Origin of the sequence: Arthrobacter sp. UM1 (assembly GCF_020483305.1) — a bacterium.
In the GTDB taxonomy this organism is placed as follows: domain Bacteria; phylum Actinomycetota; class Actinomycetes; order Actinomycetales; family Micrococcaceae; genus Falsarthrobacter.
This window is the reverse complement of the sequence record NZ_JACWAB010000007.1, coordinates 94,804-114,204: the sequence shown is the minus strand read 5'-3', so window position 1 is coordinate 114,204 and position 19,401 is coordinate 94,804. Positions and strand designations below refer to the sequence as shown.

The following is a 19,401-nucleotide window of genomic DNA, read 5'->3' as shown; positions in this document are numbered from 1 at the left end:
TAGGTCGCAGCCGGACAATTCTTTTGTGTGTGGAAGGCCCGTCACCCGGGCGGCCACCCCCTTGCTGGGTGGCTGTTCTGGGGGCGGGCCTTCCCCCGTTTAACACGCCCGCCCGCAGCCGCATGCCGCGGCACGAAGAGCTCCACCCCCTTCTCCGACCTGGCCCGGCCGTCCCGGCTTGCGCCCACCCGCATTCGTGCACCACTATGCATAGAAACAGTCGGAGAGGGGCACCATGGGCAGCGAGAGCCAGGCGCCGGCCCCCGGCCCAGTCGAGCAAGACGTGATCGTCGTCGGCTGGCGAGCCGGGAAGGGCAGCCACGCGCGCCGCATCGGCTCGCTCCTCGTCGCCGTGCCCCGCGGCCTGGAACTCCACTATGTCGGCCGCGTCGGCACTGGTTTCAGAGAGTCTGAGCTCGCGGCCATGACCTCCCGGCTGCGCCACATGGCCCGCAAGCTGCCTCCCGTGGACAACGTGATCCCCACGGCTGATGCCAAAGACGCACACTGGGTCCGGCCCGCACTCGTCGGGCGGGTCTCCTACCAAGGCCTGAGCGAGCACGGCCGGTATCTGCGCCCTGTCTGGAAGGGCTGGAAGCAGGACACCACTCCGTCAGAGGTGGCCACCCTCCCCGACCTGTGATGCCCCGCGACGGCCGGTTATTCTGCCGTCGCGTTGGCCGTCGTCGGCTGGAGGGGATCCGGGAACTCGGCGGGGTGCAGACGCCGGTACGAGCGGATCTGCCGCAGGCGTCGCGTCAGGGAGGCGCGGCGGGGGCGGGCGTCGTCGTCGGACTCATCGGCGGTGCGCTCGATGTGGTCCTGGCCGAACTGCCAGAGGAGAAGGTCGTCGAGCAGGCGGTCCGGGCCCGGGGAGTAGCGGTGGTCGAGGGCCTTGCGGACATGGCGGATCTGCTCGGCCTCGAGGAGCTCGCAGAGCTGGTCCGTGCGGTCCATGCCGTGGGCGGCGACGAGCTCGGCGGCCCAGCCCCAGTCGTCGTCGAACTTGCGGTCCACGTGGGGGAGCAGCGTCTCCCAGACCTCGCGGATGCGCGCGGGCGTGAGCGGCTCCTCGCCGCCGCCGCGGGGGTTCCAGAACTCGCTGACGCGGGCGTATTTCTCGTTGAGGTCCTCGAAGGTCTCCTCGACCTTTTCCAGCATGGCCGCGGTCGCGGTGAACTGGCGGTCGAAGTTCGGGGACCAGGCGCGGCGGTCGGCGTTCTTGAAGCGGATGTCGTGCTCGATCTCGCTCCAGGCGTGCGCGAACACCGTGCGGATCTGCACCTCGAAGAAGTAGGCGCCGTTCGGGTTCGGGTCGGCATCCGGGAGCTGGGACTGGTACTCGCGGACCACGTCGTTGTGCTGGGTGCGCAGAACCAAGTGGCGGCTTGAGTAGCCGTACTCGCCGGATTCGATGGAGCCCGTGTCCTTCTCCCGGTCCCCACGGCAGTCGAAGAGCGAGCGAGCCTTCTTGATGAGGTTGGCGGCCTCGCGGATCTCGTGCGGCAGAGTCACGATGACGCGGACGGCCACGAGGTCGTTGAGGTTGCGGATCGGGTCGGGGAAGACGAGCGTCTCCGGCTCGTCCTCCCCGGTGGCCGAGAGCACCCGGGACGCCTTCTCCTCGAAGCTCTCCACAGACTTGGTACGGGAGGTGACGAACAGGGGCTTGAGCTCGGAGTCCGCGAAGACGCCGCGGATCTGCTCCGTCACGTTCGCGGTCACGGCCTCCAGCCACGGGCGCAGCCGGACGTACTCCTCGACCGAGGCCTCGACCGCCCGCTTCAGCTCGGGCGACGACGTGTGCTCGTGCGAGGTGCGGCTGGGCGACGGTCGGGCGGGCATGACACTCCTAGGCATGGCTGAGACTCGGACACCACGGTACCGGCCGCGCCTGTCGCGTTCCTGAACGGGCCTCTGCGTCCTCTTACAGTGTCCACCCCTCGTTGTTAGGTTAGAGCCAAGAGAAACCCAGCGTGAGGAGCTGTCATGTTCGATCCGTATGAGCGCCTTCCCCAGGTCCCGTCCTTCACCCTGACCAGCGAGTCCTTCCAGGACGGCCAGGAGCTCAAGAGCCCGCAGGTCTCGGGGATCATGGGGCTGGACGGCCAGGATCGCTCCCCGCAGCTCTCCTGGGATGACGTGCCGGAGGGCACCAAGAGCTTCGCCGTGACGGTCCTGGACCCGGATGCGCCCACGGCCTCCGGCTTTTGGCATTGGGCCGCGTGCAACCTTCCGGCGGACCTCCGCTCCCTCGAGGAGGGCGCGGAGCTCCCGTCCTCTGCCACGGTCCTCAAGAACGACGGCGGAACGCGGGGCTACATCGGCGCCGCGCCGCCCGCTGGCCACGGCCCGCACAACTACTTCGTGGTGGTCCACGCCCTGGACGTGGAGAAGCTGGACGTGCCGGAGGACGCCTCGCCGGCGTTCATGGCCTTCAACATGTTCGGCCACACGCTCGGCCGCGCCCGCCTCATCGGGACGTACACCGTCCCGGCCGAGAGCGAGTGACCGGCCTGGGGCCGGAGGCCACGGGCATCCGGCTCATCGCCTCGGACCTGGACGGCACCATCCTCAGCCACCGGTTCGAGATGAGCGAGCGGACCGTCGAGGCCTTCGGGGCTGCGCGGGCCGCGGGGTACGAGGTCGTGTTCGTGACCGGCCGGCCGCCGTGGTTCTTCGGGCCGTTGCGCACCTACATGGGGTCGGCGGGGCACACCATCGGCCGCGTCATCGGCGCCAACGGCGCCGTGGTCTATGACCTGGAGGCGGAGGAGGTCCTCGCCTCGGAGCTGCTCCCGGTGGCAGACGCGCTGGAGACGGTCGAGGGCATTCGCCGGCTGGTGCCCCATGCGGCCTTCGGTGTGGACACGCTCGCGGGACCCGTCGCGGAGCCCGCCTTCACCGTGTCCAGTCCCGTGCAGTTCGAGCACGTGGAGGACATCGCCGAGATGCTGCGCTCCCGGGGCGAGGAGATCGGCGGGGGAGTCCTCAAGCTGTACGCGCGGGACCCGGAGAGCACGGATGCGGACGCCTTCCTGGACGCGGCGCAGGCCGGCGTCTCCCCGGCGGCGTACGCCACCCACTCGGTGGCGGGGGTCGCGCTGTTCGAGGTGAGCCGTGCCGGCGTGACCAAGGCGCACACCCTGGAGGAGTTCGCCCACGCGCTCGGCATCGCTCCGCAGGAGGTCCTCGCGTTCGGGGACATGCCGAACGACCTGGAGATGCTCGCCTGGGCCGGCCACGGCTATGCCATGGCCTCCGGGCACCCGCGCGTCCGGGAGCAGGCCGAGCGGATCGCGCCTCCGTTCGAGGAGGACGGGGTGGCCCAGGTCATCGAGTCCCTCCTGGAGACGGGCCGCCTTCCGGAGGGGCGGCCGTGAGCCGGAAGCGCGGGCCGCGGACGCGCTGGGCCCGGGAGCAGCAGTCGCAGAGGCCCACGCCGCGCGGGGCGTCTCCGGCCGGGCAGCCAGGCGGTCGGTCCGGAGCGCGGCCCGGCAGCGCCCCGTATCTGGCCAACCGCGCTGGCGGAGAGCTCGCGGGATGGCCGCTCGCCTTCTCCCACCGCGGGGATGCGGCCCACGGGGATGAGAACACGCTGCCCGCCTTCCAGCGGGCCGTCGAGGCGGGGTACGCCTACTTGGAGTTGGACATCCGGACGAGCCGGGACGGCCACGCCGTGGTGTTCCATGACGAGACTCTGGACGCCCTCACGGACGGCAGCGGCCCCGTCTCAGACCACACGCTGGAGGAGCTGAGGGCCGTGAGCATCGGCGGCGAGCCCATGGCCGCGCTCGATGACCTCTTCCACACGGCTGTGCTCCACTGGCCGCACGCCCGCTTCAACATCGACGTCAAGGACGCCGCCGGCGCCGTGCCGCTGGCCCGGGCCGTCCACCGGTACGGGCTCGCCTCGCGCGTCCTCGTGGCCTCCTTCGAGGACGCCCACCGCATCGCCTGCGTGGACGAGCTCGAACGGCTGACGAGCCGGAGGGACATCGCCCAGTCGCCGGGCATGAGGCTCATGGCGGAGTTCCGGGTGCTGAGCGCCCTCGGGCTCGGACGCCTTATGGCCAGGCGGCTTCGCGGGATCACGGCCTTCCAGGTGCCCGTGCGCTATCGCGGCGTTCCGGTGGTCACGCGGGGGTTCGTGAGGCAGGCGCACGCGCTCGGCATCCAGGTTCACGTCTGGACCATCGACGAGCCGGCGGAGATGCGCCGCCTGCTGGCCCTCGGGGTGGACGGGCTCATGACGGATCGTCCTGACGTCCTCGCCGAGGTCATGCGGGAGAACGAGACGTGGCCGCAAGGTCGCGGAGCCGGCTGACCTCAGAGCAGCGCGCGGATCCGCTCCCACCGGGAGGGCACGGTCCCGACGGCACGCAGGCAGTCCAGCGCGCGAGCCCCCGCCTGGCGGACGTCCGGGTCCTCCGGGTCAGCCTGAGGAGAGGCGGAGAGGCGGAGCAGGGCCGAGTATTCGGCGAGCGGGGCCACGCGCAGGGCGGCCTCGACGGTCGGGAGGGAGCCGCGCACGTCTCCCGTGCGGGAGACGCGGGAGATCCAGTCGGAGAGGGCGGCGGCCAGCGGCTCGTCCGCCTCGTCCGGCAGCCAGGCGCAGGCCTCCAGCACGGTCCGGACCAGGGAGAAGGGATGGGTCAGGGAGGCGTCGGCCAAGCGGGTCACCACCACGTCCCGCTCACCGTTCCGCTCGCCGCCTCGCTTGCCGTTCCGCTCACCGTTCCGCTCGCCTTCCCGAGCTCCATCCCGCCAGGCGAGGTCCCCGGCGGCCGGGCCCTGCGTCGCCAGGACTACAGGGTCCAGCATGAGCGGCAGGTCGGAGGCCATGAGGGTCCGGGCCGAGTCGCCCACCACGGGCCGCAGCCGCTGGGACAGCTCCTCCGCCTCCTCCTCAGACAGGTGGAGCGGGTGGCCCTCCGGGCGCTCCGCATGCGAGGCCAGCTGGTTCTCCGTGAATGCCGGGAACCAGGCCGGGTCCATCGCCGGCGTCCCGGACATCTGCAGGTCCGTCCGGTGTGCGGCGAGACCGCGCTGCGCCTCGGCCCACGCCGGCAGGAAGGCCGTCACGGCCTGGAGCAGGTCCTTCACCGCCGGCTCGTCCGCCCGGACCGCGGCCCGGCGTCCCCGGCGCTGCGGCGGGGAGGCGAGGGGAACGGCGTCGTCGTGCACCATGAAGCGGCCGGCCGCCCGGTCCACTGCGAGAGCGCGCAGCGCCACCGGGCCCGCGTGGCGGGTGAGGGTCGCGAGGAGGGCGCCCTCGAACTGGTGAGAGGGCACGGTCTCCACGACCCGGACGCGCCCGAGCCCCGTGTCCACGGCGGCCTCGATGCGCCAGGGGGTGCGCCGCAGCACCGAGAACTCGCCCGTGATGCGGGACCCGGCGGCCTCGAGAGCCTCGGAGGTCCAGGCGGAGAGGCGCTCCCACCAGAGGTCGGACTCCCGCTCGATGGGGGAGCTGCTGGCCGTGCGGCCGAGGGGGTCCATGGCCATCAGCCCAGCTCCGAGTGCTCGACCGGCCGCTCCTCGGTCTCGAAGACGTCGATGGTGCCGCGGAGCCGGGCGATCGCCGTGAGGCCGTGGTAGCCCACGAGCACCGCGGCGGTGCCGAGCGCAATGCCCTCGAACGTCACGGACCCGAGCGTCCACGTGAGGTTTCCGATGCCCACGATGAGGGCCACGGCCGCGACCATGAGGTTGATCGGGTTGGCGAAGGAGACGCGGTTGGCCACCCAGATGCGCACGCCGAGCAGGCCGATCATCCCGTACAGCACCGTGCCCGCGCCGCCGAGGACGCCTGGCGGAACCGTGGCGATCGCCGCGCCGAACTTCGGGAAGAGGCTGAGCAGGACGGCCACGATGCCGGCCACCCAGTACGCGGCCGTCGAGTAGACCTTCGAAGCGGCCATGACGCCGATGTTCTCCGCGTACGTGGTGGTGCCGGAGCCGCCGGAGAAGCCCGCGAGGACCGTGGCGAGGCCGTCCGCCATGAGCGCTCGGCCGGCGTAGGGATCGAGGTCCTGCTGGGCCATCGCGGCCACCGACTTCACGTGGCCCACGTTCTCCGCGATGAGGACGAACACCACCGGGAGGAACGCCACGATGAGCGAGGGGACGAACACGGGCGAGTGGAACTGCGGGAGGCCGAACCAGCCGGCCTTCTCGATGGCGGTGAAGTCCACCTCGCCGCGGAGGACGGCGGCGATGTAGCCGACGATGACGCCGAGGAGGATCGAGAGCCGCCCGAGCAGCCCCTTGAAGAGCACGATCGAGAGAAGGATGGCCGCCACGGTCACGAGCGCCGTGACGTGGGACTTCTGGAAGTTCGCGGTGGCGGCGGGGGCGAGGTTGAGGCCGATGAGCGCGACGATCGCGCCGGTCACCACCGGCGGCATGAGCCGGGAGATCCATGCCGAGCCCGCGAACTGCACGACGACGCCCACGAGCCCCAGCACCAGGCCCGCCGTGACGACGCCGCCGAGCGCCGCGCCCATCCCGCCGTGCGGCGAGGCCATCGCGGCCGTGATCGGGGCGATGAACGCGAAGCTCGAGCCCAGGTAGCTCGGCACGCGGTTGCGCGTGACGAGGAGGAAGAGGAGGGTGCCGAGCCCCGAGAACATGAGGGTGGTCGAGGGCGGGAACCCGGTGAGGGCGGGGACGAGGAAGGTCGAGCCGAACATCGCGATGACGTGCTGCGCGCCGATGCCGGCGGTGCGGCCCCAGGAGAGCCTCTCGAGCGGGGCGACGAATCGGCCGGGAAGCGGTGCGCCGCCGTCGCCGTGGACGGTCCAGGGAAGAGCCATGCTCCCCATCTTAGGAGCCGGGGCGCGCCGCCCGTAGGCTGGCGGAGTGGCAGATCGGAAGACATCAGTGCGGGCCTCGGCCCTGGCGCGGCTGCTGGTCAGCGCGGCGGCGGGCGTCGTCGTCGGCTTCGGCGTGGGGCTGACCGGGCTCGGAGAGTCCGTGTTCGGGGACGGCTCGGCCGTCGTCGCGCTCTCGGCCGGATGGGCGGCGGGGGCGTTCGCCTACGTGGGGCAGTGCATCGCGCACCTCTGGCCCATGGACGGACGGCAGACGCGGGAGTGGTCCACGCGGGAGGACCCCTCGTCCGGGTCGGCGCACCTCATCGTGACCGCGGCCGCCCTCGTAGCGCTCGTGGCGGTGGCGGCGCTCCTGGGGCACTCGGGCGGCGCGCACGGCCCGGGAGTGCTGCGGCTCGGCTTCCTCGCGGTGGCCGCGGTCGTGGGCTCGTGGTTCGTCATCCACACCGTCTACACGCTGCGGTACGCGGAGGAGTACTACCGGGAGAAGGCCGCGGCCGCGGCGGACGCTCCCGCGCCCATCGACTTCGAGGGCTCAGCGCTGCCGCAGTACACGGACTTCGCGTACTTCTCCTTCAACCTGGGCCTGACGTTCCAGGTCTCGGACACGACGGTCGGCTCGCCGGCGCTGCGGAAGATGATCCTGGTCCACTGCCTGCTCTCCTACCTCTACGCGACGGCGATCACCGCCACCGTCATCAACCTCGTGGTGGGGCTGGCCTCCTAGCCGCCGCGGAGGAGAGCGCCGCGTCCCAGTCCCGGCGCAGCGCCGCGCTCGCGGCGCCCGGGTCCTCGGCCGCGCAGATCGCGGAGACCACCGCCATGCCCTGGGCTCCGGCCTCGAGGACGGCCGCGGCGTCTCCCGCTGCGAGCCCTCCGATGGCGACGGCGTCCAGGCCCAGCCCGGCCGCCCGGGCCGCCGCACGGGCGAGGCCCTCGAAGCCGATGGGGGCAGGGGCGTCCGCCTTGCTCGTCGTCGCCCTCACCGCCCCGATGCCCACCGCGTCCACGGTGCCCTTCGGCAGCCGCGCGATCGCCTCGAAGTGCTCGGGCGCCTCGGCGCTCAGGCCGATGACCGCGTCCGGCCCGAGGAGCTCGCGGACCTCGAGCGGGGAGCCGTCGGTCTGGCCGATGTGCACCCCGTCCAGCGGGACTCCGGCGCGGCGGAGGCGGCGGGCGGCTGCCGTGAAGTCGTTGAGAAGCAGGAGCGCGCGGCCCTCGGTGGCCGGGGCGAGGGCCCGGACGAGCTCCTCGGCCTCGTCTTCCGGAAGCCCCTTGGCCCGCAGCTGGACCGTCCGGACGCCGTGGGAGACCGCGGCGTCCGCGATCTCGGGGAGGGAGAGGCGGTGCACGCCGCGCTCGCGGGCGGATCGGGCGACGGCGACGTCGGCCACCAGGTACACAGACGGATCGTTGTCCACAGACGGTGCGCTCACACGCCAGACAGTAGTGTCCGGCCGATAGGATGACAACGGGGTGTCGCGGCACCCGCAGGGGGTCTGCTCGAGCATCACCGGCCTCCGGGGACCAGTGAAGGAGTGCGCATGGGCGTGAGCACCGGGCAGAGAGCGGACGCGGTGCGCCTGCGCCGAACTCCCGGAGCGCCGCACTCCGGTGCGTGGGTCTGGGTCCTGAGCGCCGTGCTCGTGGCCGGGGCGCTCACGGCGAGCCGCCTCCACGGCCAGGACCTCATGGTCTACCGGGCGGGGGCCCGCGCGTTCGTGGAGAACCCCTCCGGCCTCTACGCTCCCGTCCTCCCGCTCGACGACGGGCACTTCCTCCCCTTCACCTACCCGCCGTTCGCGGCGCTCGTCATGCTGCCGCTGGCGTTCCTGCCGCAGTGGGCCGCAACCGTGGTCAACGTGGGCGCGAGCCTGGGGCTGCTGTGGCTCGTGTGCCGGGACTTCGCTCCGCGCCTGGCCGCGGTCCTGCCCGAGCCTGTGCGGCCGTGGTGCACGGCGCCGCTGCTCCTCGGGGTGCTCTGCTGGATGTCCCCGTTCCGGGACTCGTTCGGCTTCGGCCAGATCAACATCATCGTGTTCGGGCTCGTCTATCTGGCCTGCACCCGGCTGGGCCTCGGGTTTCTTGCGGGCGTGGTCCTGGGGCTGCTCGGCGGAGTGAAGCTGACGCCGCTGGCCCTCGGGCTGGTGCCGCTCGCGTGGGGGCGCTGGAAGACGGTCCTGGGCATGTTCACCGGGTTCGCCGGCTCTCTGTTCCTCTCGGCGGCCGTGGCGCCGGGGCTCTCGAAGCAGTACTGGTTTGAGGTGATCCGGGACCCCTCCCGTGTGGGCGGGATCGGGTACTTCGACAACGTCTCGTTCGAGGGCGTGATCGCCCGGCTCGGGACGGACATGAAGGGCGTGTGGTTCCTCGGCGTCCTCGTCGTCGTGGCCCTGACCCTCATGGCGCTCATGGGCCTGCGCGGGAGGATCGACCTCCCGGCCCAGCTGGGGCTCGGCGCCACGGCGATGCTCCTCATCTCGCCCATCTCGTGGACGCACCACGCCACCTGGCTGCCGGTCATGGTCTACGGGTGGCTGTGCGTGGGAAAGGTGACCGGCCGGCTGAGGTGGGCTTTTGCGGCGGTTTCCGGAATCATTGTCATTGTGATGGGCGTCGGATTCCGGGGCATCGGATGGGACACTGTCCCGTACGACCTGTTCTCCGTACACCCCTGGGCCAGGATCGTGGCCTGCATTCCGGCGGCGCTGATGCTGCTCGGCACCTGCTGCGCCTTCGCGGCCGTGCTCACGATGAGGGGCCGGCCCGGGCTGTTCGAGGTGCCGCGCACGCTCCTCCGCCGCTCCCGCAGGCCTGACCCCGTTCCCAGTTCCGAGATTTCAGAGTAGAAGAGGACTCACCATGAGCGAGAACAACACGTCCGGCTCCGAGCCCGACCACTCGTCCCCGGACTTCGGATGGTCCGCAGCTGACGAGGCCCGCTCCTCTGCGGCCGGGTCCTCTGCAGCGGGGTCCTCGAACGCCGGGTCTTCTGCGGCAGGGTCCTCTGCAGCGGGGAACACTGCAGCCGGGAACACTGCCTTCGGGGCGTCCTCCGGCCAGGGCCAGTCCTCCTTCGGTGGGCACTCCTCCGATCACGGCCAGTACGGGGACCACCGCTCCGGACAGCCCGGTTACGGCCAGCCCGGGTACGGACAGAGCAGCTACGGCCAGTCGCCTTACGGCCAGGGACAGTACAGCCAGTCCTCGTACGGCCAGGGGCAGCCGTCCTACGGCCAGACGCAGCCGGGTCAGCCAGGAGCCCAGCCGGGCACCCAGCCGGGCCGAACGCAGTACACCCCGTACGGAACCAGCGGCGTCAATCAGAGCGGGATGCACTACGCGCCGTCGCCCTACGTGGTCGCCGAGCAGCCGCGGCGCGGCCTCAGCATCGCCTCGCTCGTCATCGGCATCGCCTCGTTCGTCGGCTTCATGGTCCTGTTCCTGCCGCAGATCATCGGCGTCGTGCTGGGCCACATCGCCCTCAGCCGAGAGCCGGAGGGGCGTGGCATGGCCATCGCGGGCCTCGTCCTCAACTACCTGAGCCTGCTGATCATGATCCTGTTCATCGTCTTCGTGGTGGTTGTGGGCGCGACCATGGATCCGAGCGAGTTCTCCTCGCCGTCGCCGTCGTTCTCCACGAACGCGTAAGCGGCGCAGACGCGAAAGCGGCGGCGGTCCGACTCTAGAGTCGGACCGCCGCCGCTTTTCTGCCTCTTCCCCCTCTTTCCGCTTCCCCGGGCCTTCTCCCCTCATCGTCTGTTGCGAGTTGGAGGAATGGCCGCCCTCATTCCTCCAACTCGCAACAAACGAGCTGGGGGGGGTGGGGGGTAGGCCGCGCCGCGGAGGGCGAGCGTCAGAGGACGCCCTTCATGCGCTTCGAGACGGCCTTGGAGCCGACGAAGAGCAGGACGCCGCCGAGGATGCTCGTGAGGCCCACGGTGATGAAGTAGGGGGCCTCGTTGTGCTGGTCGTAGTACTTGGAGACCGTGCCCGCGAGCGTGGTGCCGATCGAGGACGCGAGGAAGTTCAGCGCGACCATCTGCGTGGGGTACTTGAGCGGCGCCAGCTTCGTGGCCAGGGAGAGGCCGATCGGCGAGAGCATGAGCTCCGCCATGGTGAAGAGGAACAGCACGAGCACCAGCACGAGCACCGGCGTCAGCGAGGCGCCGTTGGCGAACGGCAGGAACACGAGGTACGCGGCGCCCACGATGACGAGGGAGAGGGAGAACTTCTTCGGCGTGCCCGGCGCGCGGTTGCCGAGCTTGGTCCAGATGACCGAGAGGACGCCGGCGAAGATGATGACGAACACCGAGTTGATGGACTGCACCCACGAGGCCGGGAACTCCCACGAGCCGATGTGCCGGTCCAGCCGCTGATCCGAGTACACCGCGATGAACGTGAACTGCTGCTGGAAGAGGGACCAGAACAGGGTGGCCGCGAGGAAGAGCGGGATGAACGCCTTGACGCGGGACCGCTCGGTGTCCGAGAGGTCCCGGTCGCGGAGCATGACGGCGAAGTACGCGACTGCGGCGACGACGGCGATGGTGAAGACCACCCAGTCGATGCTGTCCGTGGCGAGGCCGAACCACAGGGCGAGCCCCATGACCGCGAACCCGCCGAGGATCACCGGCGCGATCAGCTTCCGCTGCGAGCCCACGAGGGGGTTCGAGGGGATGTACGCGTGCTCCGGGAACTTGCGGCGGCCCATCGCGTAGACCACCAGGCCGATGGCCATGCCGACCGCTGCAGCGCCGAAGCCCCAGTGGAAGCCCTTGGTGTCCTTGAGCAGGCCGGTCACGAGCGGGCCGATGAGCGCGCCCGTGTTGACGCCCATGTAGAAGATCGAGAATCCGGCGTCCCGGCGCGGATCCTCGCGCTCGTAGAGGGTGCCGACGACGGCCGTGGCGTTCGCCTTGAGGCCGCCCGATCCGACGGCCACGAGGACGAGGCCCACGAGGAGGCCCGCCGCGCCCGGGATGAGGGCCAGCGAGAGGTGGCCGAGCATGATGAGGATGCCGGAGATGAAGAGGGTCTTCTCCCGGCCGAGGACGCGGTCCGCCACCCACGCGCCCATGATGGTCATGAGGAACACCGTGCCGCCGTAGGCGCCGACAATGCCGAGGGCCGTGCCCTGGTCGATGCCGAGGCCGCCCTTCTCCGCCGAGTAGTAGATGTAGTAGGCGAGGATGCCCTGGAGACCGTAGAACGAGAACCGCTCCCACATCTCCAGCATGAAGAGGACGCCGAGCTGGCGTGGGTGGCCGAAGAAGCCGCGGATCGGCGTTCCGGGGTGGCTTGCGGAGCCGAACGCGCCGGCGGCTCGCTCGGAGGCTGCGCTGCGGCGAGCGGCGCTCGTCTCGTCCGAGGCGGCGTTGGCTCGGGCCTCGGTGAAGCCGTTGTCTGGGGGTTGAATGGGTGTGCTCACAATCAACCAGGTTCTCAGAATGTGGACTGTTTCACAACGTGAGACGATTCTGCCGCCCAGTTCCGCGGCCGCCCGCTCGCCCTGCGCCCCGCGTCCTGCCCGTGCGCTCAGCCCTCGGGCGCGCCCCGGAGCGCTACGCTGGAGAGCGTCAGCCGACCGCCGAGAGAAAGGCACAGGCCATGCACGATGTCGAGAGCGTCGACGTCACCGACGTCCGCCCCGGAGCCGCCGTCCTGGACGTCCGCGAGCAGGACGAGTGGGATGCCGGCCATATCGAGGGCGCCGTCCACATCCCGCTCGGGGAGCTCCCGCTGCGCGTCGAGGAGCTGGACCCGGACACGGACTACAACGTGATCTGCCTGCGCGGCGGCCGCTCGGCCCAGGCCGTGCAGTGGCTCACCAACCAGGGGTACTCCGTGGTCAACGTCCGCGGCGGCATGGACCAGTGGGCCGAGAACGGCCTGCCCATCACGTCCGAGTCCGGCGAGGCCTTCGTCAAGGGCCACGCGTGAGATACGCCTACCTGGGCCCCTCCGGCACGTTCACGGAGGCGGCCCTGCTCCAGGTGGAGGGCGCGCGGGAGGCCGAGCGCATTCCCGCCGCCTCCGTCCCCGCGGCGCTCGACGCCGTCCGCTCCGGCGAGGCCGACGCCGCCATGGTCCCCATCGAGAACTCGGTGGAGGGCGGAGTCTCCGCCACGCTGGACGCCATCGCCCGTGGCCGCGGCCTGCGGATCGTGGCCGAGCACCTCGTCCCCATCACCTTCGTCCTCGCCGTCCGCCCCGGCACGGCGCTCGCGGACGTCCGCGGCCTCGCCACCCACGGCCATGCCTGGGCGCAGGTCACCGAGTGGGTCGCCGCCAGCCTGCCGGACGCCTCCTATTTCCCCGCGGGGTCGACGGCGGCCGCCGCCGTCGAGCTCTCCGCCGGGGAGGCGCCGTTCGAGGCGGCCGTGTGCTCGCCGCTCGTGGCAGAGCAGCTCGGCCTCGAGGTCCTCGCCGAGAACATCGGCAACGTCACGGACGCGGTGACCCGTTTCATCCTCGTGGCCCGGGAGGGCGAGGTGCCGGAGCCGACGGGCGCGGACAAGACCACGCTCGTCATCCCGCTGCCGGAGGACCACCCCGGCGCGCTCATGGACATCCTGGACCAGTTCGCCACGCGCGGCGTGAACCTCAACCGGATCGAGTCCCGGCCCACGGGCCAGGGGATCGGGTCCTACTTCTTCTCCATCGACGTGGACGGGCACGTCTCCGAAGCCCGGATCGGCGCGGCCGTCCGCGGGCTGCGGCGCATCACGCCCGTGACGTTCCTCGGCTCCTACCCGCGGGCGGACCGGGTCTCGGTGGCGCCGGCCGCCCACACCTCGGACGCCGCGTACCGCGAGGCGGACGAGTGGTTCGAGTCGCTCTTCAGCGCCGGAGAGCCGGGGGAGGACTAGCGCCGAGCGGCGGCCCGGCGCGTGATCCGCAGGCCGCCCCGGCGCGTGGTGCGCACGCCGCCCTGCGCCTGAGGCTCAGGCCTCCGAGGCCTCGGTGTCCTGCTCCGCCTCCTGCTGGGCGTCCCGCCCCGAGCTCGGCTCGAACGCGCGCTGCAGCAGGCTCGGGGCCTTCTTGGGCACGTGCACGGTGAGCGATCGCGGCCGGATGCAGGCCTCGAGGCGGACGGCCTCGCCGGAGAGGTCGCCGTCGAGCTGGGTGCCCATCGGCTCGTGCGCGCGGATGGCGATCTTGTGCGCGTGCTGGAAGCCCATGACGGGGATGTCCGCCTTCGAGCGGCTGATGGTCTTGGCCGCGATCCACATCCAGCCGACGACTCCGCGCGGGGACATGGTCACGATGGACAGCAGGCCGTCGTCGACCGCGGCGCCCGGGACGAAGTCCACGCCCGTGGGGAGCTTGCCGAGGTTGGCGAAGAGCACGCTGCGGACCTTCTGGCGCTGGTAGGCCTCGCCGTTGATGCTGATCTCCACGGACTTCCGGTCCCCCGGCAGGAGGCGGATGCCCGCGTCCGTGTATGCGAGCCAGCCGAAGCGTTTCTTGAGGTCGTCGTTCGTGGCGGCGATGACCTCCGCGTCGAGGCCGATCCCGCCCATGACGAGGAACGTGTCCTGGGAGACCTTCCCGTCCGCGGACTCGATCTCGATGGCGGCCGTGTCGATCCGCCGCGCCTTGCCCTCGAGGGCCGCGTCCACCGCGACCTCGAGCGCCTTCGAGTCCAGCTTGGAGACGTCGATGCCCAGGTTGCGGGCGAGCAGGTTGCCCGTGCCGAGCGGCACGATCCCGAGGGGGACCCGGTCCGGGTTCTCGTCCTCGTCCGCGAGGACGCCGGCGATCTCGCGGACCGTGCCGTCACCGCCGGCGGAGAGGATGAGCGTGGCGCCCTGGCGCAGGGCCTCGCGGGCCTGCCCCTCGCCCGGGTCCTCCGCCGTGGTCTCGATGAGCAGCGGAGAGGCCCAGCCGCGCATCGCGCACCCGAGGCGGACGAGCTTGAGCGCCCGCTCCGCGTCGTTCTTCGAAGGGTTGAGGATGAGGGCCACCCGGGGCGACTCCCCGTGGGCGGCCTGTCGGTGCGTCTGCCAGCGCCAGGCTGCGGGGCCCTCGTCGTCGTCGGCCTCCGCGTCCGCGCCCTCGCGGGAGGACGACGACGGAAGCTCCGGCATGACCGTCCTCTGAATGGCCTCGCGCTCCCGGCGGCGGCCCGCGCTGACGCCCACGCGGTAGAAGGCCCAGCCGACGATCACGAGCGCGGCAAGAACGGCGATGGAGATCCAGAGAGCTGAGGGGGACATGCGACAAGCCTAAGTCAGACGGCCCGATCCCGGGTGTATACGGGCCGGTATGATCAGACGCGTGATTGACGTCAAGGATCTCTGCGAAAACCCGGCTGCGTACAAGGAGTCTCTGCGCGCGCGAGGCGCGGACGAGTCCGTGGTGGACAAGGTCATCGAGGCGGACACCGCCCGGCGCACCGCCATCTCCCGCTTCGAGACCCTGCGGGCGGAGCAGAAGGAGTTCGGCAAGAAGGTGGCCCAGGCCAAGGGCGAGGAGAAGCAGACGCTCCTCGGCGAGGTCAAGGAGCTCTCCGCCAACGTCAAGGCCGCGGATGCGGACGCGGACGCCGCGCAGGAGCAGCTGGACCGTCTGGCGCGGTTCATCCCGAACCGGATCGTGGAGGGCATCCCCGCCGGCGGCGAGGACGACTTCGTCACCCTCAAGACCGTGGGCGAGCCCGCGCAGTTCGACTTCGAGCCGCGGGACCACCTCGAGATCGGCGAGCTCATCGGCGCGATCGACATGGAGCGCGGCGCCAAGGTCTCCGGCGCGCGGTTCTACTTCCTCAAGGGCGTGGGCGCCCGCCTCGAGCTGGCCCTCATGCAGATGGCGCTGGACCAGGCCCTCGAGAACGGGTTCGTCCCGATGATGACCCCCACGCTCGTCCGCCCCGAGACCATGCAGGGCACGGGCTTCGACGTGGCGCACGACGACGAGATCTACCGCCTCGCCGAGGACGACCTCTACCTCGTGGGCACGTCCGAGGTGGCGCTCGCGGGATACCACGCGGACGAGATCATCGACTTCAAGCAGGGCCCCAAGCGCTACGCCGGCTGGAGCACGTGCTACCGCCGCGAGGCCGGCTCGCACGGCAAGGACACCCGCGGCATCATCCGCGTGCACCAGTTCAACAAACTGGAGATGTTCATCTACTGCCCGGTGGAGGACGCCGAGGCTGAGCACGAGCGGATGCTCGCCTGGGAAGAGGAGATGCTGGCCAAGTGCGAGCTCTCCTACCGGGTCATCGACACGGCGGCCGGCGACCTCGGCATGAGCGCCGCCCGCAAGTTCGACTGCGAGGCCTGGGTTCCCACGCAGGGCACCTACCGCGAGCTCACGTCCACCTCGAACTGCACCACGTTCCAGGCGCGGCGGCTCAACATCCGCGAGCGGGCGGAGAAGGGCACGCGCTCCGTGGCCACGCTCAACGGCACGCTCGCGACGACGCGCTGGATCGTCGCCCTCCTCGAGACCCACCAGCAGGCCGACGGCTCCGTCCGGGTGCCGAAGGCCCTCCAGAAGTACATGGGCGGCCTCGAGGTGCTGCCGCTCCTGGGGAAGTAGGGGGACTCCCTCCCCCCCCCCGCTCATCCCGCCCCTCCCCCGATTTGTGGCGCGTTTCGTGCATTTTCAGGCCCTCTAGCGCACGAAAAGCGCCACAAATGCTGAAGGGGGAGAGGCGGCCGGACTCTTCAGAGCCCCGTGCTCCGGGACTCCAGCAGCCACTCCAGCGGCAGGACCGTGAAGAACAGGCCCTGCCACTCGCGCTCCCACAGGATGCCGAGGCTCCCGTCCGGCAGCTGCGCCATGCACTGGTAGACGTAGTGCCGCGGCACGAGCACCCGGCTGCGCCAGATCCGGCCCTCGTCCTCGGTGATGCGGAGGACTCCTCGGCCCCGGAAGGGCAGCAGCTGCGAGGCATTCGCGACGACGACGGCCTCCGCGGGCTCGCCGCCGCCCGTCAGGCTCACTCGGATGGCGTTCGGCTGGGAGAAGATCTCCGGCACGTCCTCGAGGAACTCGAGCGGACCCCAGGTCTCGCCGCCGTCGCGGCTGATCGCATGGGCCACCCTCCCGGACGGGTGCTGGTTCCGGGCGAAGACATGGACCGATCCGCCCTCGCCCTCCACGAGCGCCGACTCGTAGAGGGAGGTGTGCCCCGCTGCGCCTCCCTGCTCGGAAGCGGCGGTGGACACAGAAGCAGGGCGCCCGGTGGACGGGATTGCAGGCCGAGCGGCGGGGTCAGCCGCAGGCGGGGCGGCGTGGGCGGCCGTCGTCGTCGTGCTTTCGGGGGAGAGCGGATTGGCGGGGGAGCCGAGGCGCCAGGAGGCGCCGGCGTCGTCGGTGAGGAGGGCCGCGGCGAAGAAGGTGCTCGGCGTGACGCCCGCGGGAGCCCCGGCGGCCGGTTCCCCGTTGAAGTAGGCCGGGACGAGGATGCGGCCGGCGTGGGGTCCGCGGCGCACCTGGATGCCGTTGCCGGGCGAGATGCCGAGGAAGCGCATCCAGGGGGCTTTGACCTGGGCGGTGATGTCGCGGGGGCGGGACCAGGTGGCGCCGTCGTCGTCCGAGGTGAGGAGCTGCAGGAACGAGGTGCGGGCCGTGAGGAGGCCTTCGGGCGGCGCGTCGGCGGCGGCGAGGTGGATGCTGCCGGCGGGGCGGCCGTTGAGGGTGACGGTGCCGTCGGGGCTGACGCGGTGACCGGTCTCGGAGCCGTCTTCTCGGAGCACGCGGCCGTCCGGCTCGAGGGCGCAGGGGTCGCAGGGCTTGCCGGCAGGGGCGGTCTGGCTGTCGGCAGGGGCGGTTTGGCTGTCGGTGAAGGCGGCCTGGCTGCTGGTGAGGGCGGCGGGGGTGTGGAGGAGGAGGCGGCCGCGCTCGTTGTGGCCGGTGCCGGGTTCGGCGTTCGGCTGGCCGATGCCTCCGGGGAACGCGTCCACGAGCGCGAGGAGCCGGCCGGACTCGCGGTCCTGCACGAGGGCCGAGTCCGTGATCGCCGCGCCGAGTCGGCCGCGGCCGGGGGTTGCGGCGGCGGGATGCGGGGTGGCGGGCGCTTCGGCGGCGGGGCGCGGGGTGCCGGGGGAGCTTGCGGGGGCCTCGCTGGGGCGCGGGGCGGGGCGCGGCGTGCCGGGCCGTTCCAGCAGCACGCGCGCGGGCTCCCAGGTCCGCCCGGCGTCGAGGCTGCGGCGGAGGACGAGGGAGATCTCGTTCGGGGCGTCGTTCGGGATGCTGACCCGACGGTCCGCCGCGGCGAGCAGGACGCCCGAGTCCAGCGCGAGCAGAGCCGGGATGCGGTGGCTGCGGGCGCCGTCCTGGCCGGTGTCGAAGAGGGCCTGCGTGGGCAGCGGCCGCACGCCGGCCAGCCGCTTGAGCTGGTGGTCCGAGAGCGGCTCCGGGTGCAGAAACGCCGTCCTCACCTCGCCCCAGAGGCGCGCGCCGTCCAGGTCCTGGCCCGCCACGACCCGGCCCACCGGCCCGATGTCCCCGAAGAACGCCTCGCCGGGCGCGTGGAGGACCTGGTGGCCGTCGGCGTGGATCTGCAGCGCGCCCCGGCCGGAGGTCACGGCGATCTCGTGCCACTCGCCGTCGTCCCAGCCGCCGGGCGCGAGGTGGTCCGCGACCGTCTCGCCGTCCCGCGTGACGCGCCAGCGCAGGCCGCCGTCCTCCACGGCGAGGCTCAGGACGCCGCGTTCGCCCCGCGCCGCGAGCGCCGTTCCGCCCTGGCCGAGCCCCCGCGTGCGCAGGACCGCGCGGAGAGTCCCCCGGGCCAGCGCCCCGGCCCGGCGCGCGTCCCGCGGAGACAGCTCCGCAGCGGCGAACTCGATGAGCGGCTCCGGTCTCACCGCCTGCGCGACGACGGCGTCCAGCCCCAGCGGCCCGCCCCAGGCGGCGAAGCGAAGGGGCGTCATGAGGCGATGCGGGTCCACGCTGATCCCGGTCAGGCCGATGTCCCCGAGCCAGGCGGACTGGGTGGTGGAGAAGGCCTCGTACCCGTCCGTGAAGACGTGCGTCCCGGCGGAGTTCACGGTGAGGGCGACGCTGTGGGGGCGGGAGTCGTCGAGGCCGAGGGCGTCTTCCGCGTCGAGGCGGCGGACGTCCTCGCGCGGAGTCTGCTGGTGCCGGACCCAGCCGTCCAGGCGGCCGCCGCGGATCTCGAGCGTGATGCTGCCGCGGGTGCCCGTCAGCTCTAGGAGCGGCCCGTCCGTTCCGCCCGTGAAGTCCAGCTGCAGGGTGCCCGAGAGGGACTCCGCGAGAAGGGCTGCGCTGGACTGGGCGGCGGTGCGGATCTCCTCGGGCGTGCCGCGCAGGTCGAGGAGGAGGTCTGGAGCGGGTGTGGGAGCAGAATCGGGCACGGGGGCAGGGGAGGGCGCGGGCAAAGCAGTCCTGACTGGAATCACGAACGGATGTATGTCTCGTGATCTTATCGCGGCCGCCGTCGTGCACTTTGGGGGACCGGGCTGTCGTATGGACAGACAGCCGCGCTGCCCCGTTCGCAGGGCGCTCCTTCCCTTGTGCACCCTCTGGTGTCAGGAATCGGCCTGAAAACTGACACTAGAGGGTGCTTAAGCGGACGAAGTGGGTGCGTAAG

General features: G+C 71.6%; 17 protein-coding genes. 10 read left to right on the top strand and 7 right to left on the bottom strand.

Features of this window, described 5'->3' with window-relative positions; genetic code table 11:
• Positions 1-235: 235 nt before the first annotated feature.
• The gene (locus H9I38_RS09160; RefSeq protein WP_226338513.1) at positions 236-643 is read left to right on the top strand and encodes a hypothetical protein; all 408 of its coding nucleotides are present in this window, start codon (positions 236-238) and stop codon (positions 641-643) included.
• A gap of 17 nt (positions 644-660) precedes the next feature.
• Here the strand turns inward: H9I38_RS09160 and H9I38_RS09155 are convergent, their stop codons facing one another.
• Positions 661-1,845, bottom strand: coding sequence for a GTP pyrophosphokinase family protein (locus H9I38_RS09155; protein WP_226338512.1), 1,185 nt, complete (start codon positions 1,843-1,845; stop codon positions 661-663).
• Positions 1,846-1,989: 144 nt separating this feature from the next.
• On the opposite strand from H9I38_RS09155, the gene H9I38_RS09150 reads away from it, so the two are divergent.
• From H9I38_RS09150 to H9I38_RS09140, 3 genes are read left to right on the top strand one after another with little or no spacing between them, the layout of a single operon-like run.
• Entirely contained in the window at positions 1,990-2,511 is a 522-nt protein-coding gene (locus H9I38_RS09150; protein ID WP_226338511.1) for a YbhB/YbcL family Raf kinase inhibitor-like protein, read from the top strand.
• Entirely contained in the window at positions 2,508-3,383 is an 876-nt protein-coding gene (locus tag H9I38_RS09145; RefSeq protein WP_226338510.1) for an HAD family hydrolase, read from the top strand. The genes H9I38_RS09150 and H9I38_RS09145 overlap by 4 nt, the downstream gene beginning before the upstream one ends.
• Entirely contained in the window at positions 3,380-4,327 is a 948-nt protein-coding gene (locus H9I38_RS09140) for a glycerophosphodiester phosphodiesterase (RefSeq protein WP_226338509.1), read from the top strand. Before H9I38_RS09145 ends, H9I38_RS09140 begins: the two co-directional genes overlap by 4 nt.
• Positions 4,328-4,329: 2 nt before the next feature.
• Here H9I38_RS09140 and H9I38_RS09135 read toward each other — a convergent pair whose 3' ends face one another.
• Entirely contained in the window at positions 4,330-5,508 is a 1,179-nt protein-coding gene (locus tag H9I38_RS09135) for a hypothetical protein (RefSeq protein WP_226338508.1), read from the bottom strand.
• Positions 5,508-6,827, bottom strand: a complete 1,320-nt coding sequence (locus H9I38_RS09130; RefSeq protein WP_226338507.1) for a uracil-xanthine permease family protein — start codon at positions 6,825-6,827, stop codon at positions 5,508-5,510. The genes H9I38_RS09135 and H9I38_RS09130 overlap by 1 nt, the downstream gene beginning before the upstream one ends.
• Before the next feature lie 37 nt (positions 6,828-6,864).
• On the opposite strand from H9I38_RS09130, the gene H9I38_RS09125 reads away from it, so the two are divergent.
• Positions 6,865-7,563, top strand: a complete 699-nt coding sequence (locus tag H9I38_RS09125; RefSeq protein WP_226338506.1) for a DUF1345 domain-containing protein — start codon at positions 6,865-6,867, stop codon at positions 7,561-7,563.
• Here the strand turns inward: H9I38_RS09125 and H9I38_RS09120 are convergent.
• Positions 7,535-8,272, bottom strand: a complete 738-nt coding sequence (locus H9I38_RS09120) for a thiamine phosphate synthase (protein WP_226338505.1) — start codon at positions 8,270-8,272, stop codon at positions 7,535-7,537. The genes H9I38_RS09125 and H9I38_RS09120 overlap by 29 nt on opposite strands.
• A 108-nt stretch (positions 8,273-8,380) precedes the next feature.
• Between H9I38_RS09120 and H9I38_RS09115 the strand changes: the two genes are divergently transcribed.
• Both H9I38_RS09115 and H9I38_RS09110 read left to right on the top strand, forming a co-directional pair.
• Positions 8,381-9,685, top strand: a complete 1,305-nt coding sequence (locus H9I38_RS09115; RefSeq protein ID WP_226338504.1) for a glycosyltransferase 87 family protein — start codon at positions 8,381-8,383, stop codon at positions 9,683-9,685.
• Positions 9,686-9,698: 13 nt separating this feature from the next.
• Positions 9,699-10,487, top strand: a complete 789-nt coding sequence (locus H9I38_RS09110) for a DUF4190 domain-containing protein (RefSeq protein ID WP_226338503.1) — start codon at positions 9,699-9,701, stop codon at positions 10,485-10,487.
• Between the two features lie 205 nt (positions 10,488-10,692).
• Here the strand turns inward: H9I38_RS09110 and H9I38_RS09105 are convergent, their stop codons facing one another.
• The gene (locus tag H9I38_RS09105; protein ID WP_226338502.1) at positions 10,693-12,264 is read right to left on the bottom strand and encodes a peptide MFS transporter; all 1,572 of its coding nucleotides are present in this window, start codon (positions 12,262-12,264) and stop codon (positions 10,693-10,695) included.
• Between the two features lie 179 nt (positions 12,265-12,443).
• Between H9I38_RS09105 and H9I38_RS09100 the strand changes: the two genes are divergently transcribed.
• Complete coding sequence (locus H9I38_RS09100; RefSeq protein ID WP_226338501.1) at positions 12,444-12,776, top strand: rhodanese-like domain-containing protein; 333 nt, start codon at positions 12,444-12,446, stop codon at positions 12,774-12,776.
• Positions 12,773-13,705, top strand: a complete 933-nt coding sequence (pheA, locus tag H9I38_RS09095) for a prephenate dehydratase (protein ID WP_226338500.1) — start codon at positions 12,773-12,775, stop codon at positions 13,703-13,705. Before H9I38_RS09100 ends, pheA begins: the two co-directional genes overlap by 4 nt.
• A 75-nt stretch (positions 13,706-13,780) precedes the next feature.
• Here the strand turns inward: pheA and H9I38_RS09090 are convergent, their stop codons facing one another.
• Positions 13,781-15,055: a diacylglycerol/lipid kinase family protein gene (locus H9I38_RS09090; RefSeq protein WP_226338499.1), complete on the bottom strand. Its 1,275-nt coding sequence runs from the start codon at positions 15,053-15,055 to the stop codon at positions 13,781-13,783.
• 61 nt (positions 15,056-15,116) lie between these two features.
• Here H9I38_RS09090 and serS point away from each other — a divergent pair, with 61 nt between their 5' ends.
• On the top strand, positions 15,117-16,382 hold the full coding sequence (gene serS / locus H9I38_RS09085) for a serine--tRNA ligase (RefSeq protein ID WP_226338498.1): 1,266 nt from the start codon (positions 15,117-15,119) through the stop codon (positions 16,380-16,382).
• A 128-nt stretch (positions 16,383-16,510) separates the two neighbouring features.
• Here the strand turns inward: serS and H9I38_RS09080 are convergent, their stop codons facing one another.
• Complete coding sequence (locus tag H9I38_RS09080) at positions 16,511-19,165, bottom strand: exo-alpha-sialidase (RefSeq protein WP_226338497.1); 2,655 nt, start codon at positions 19,163-19,165, stop codon at positions 16,511-16,513.
• Positions 19,166-19,401: the final 236 nt, after the last annotated feature.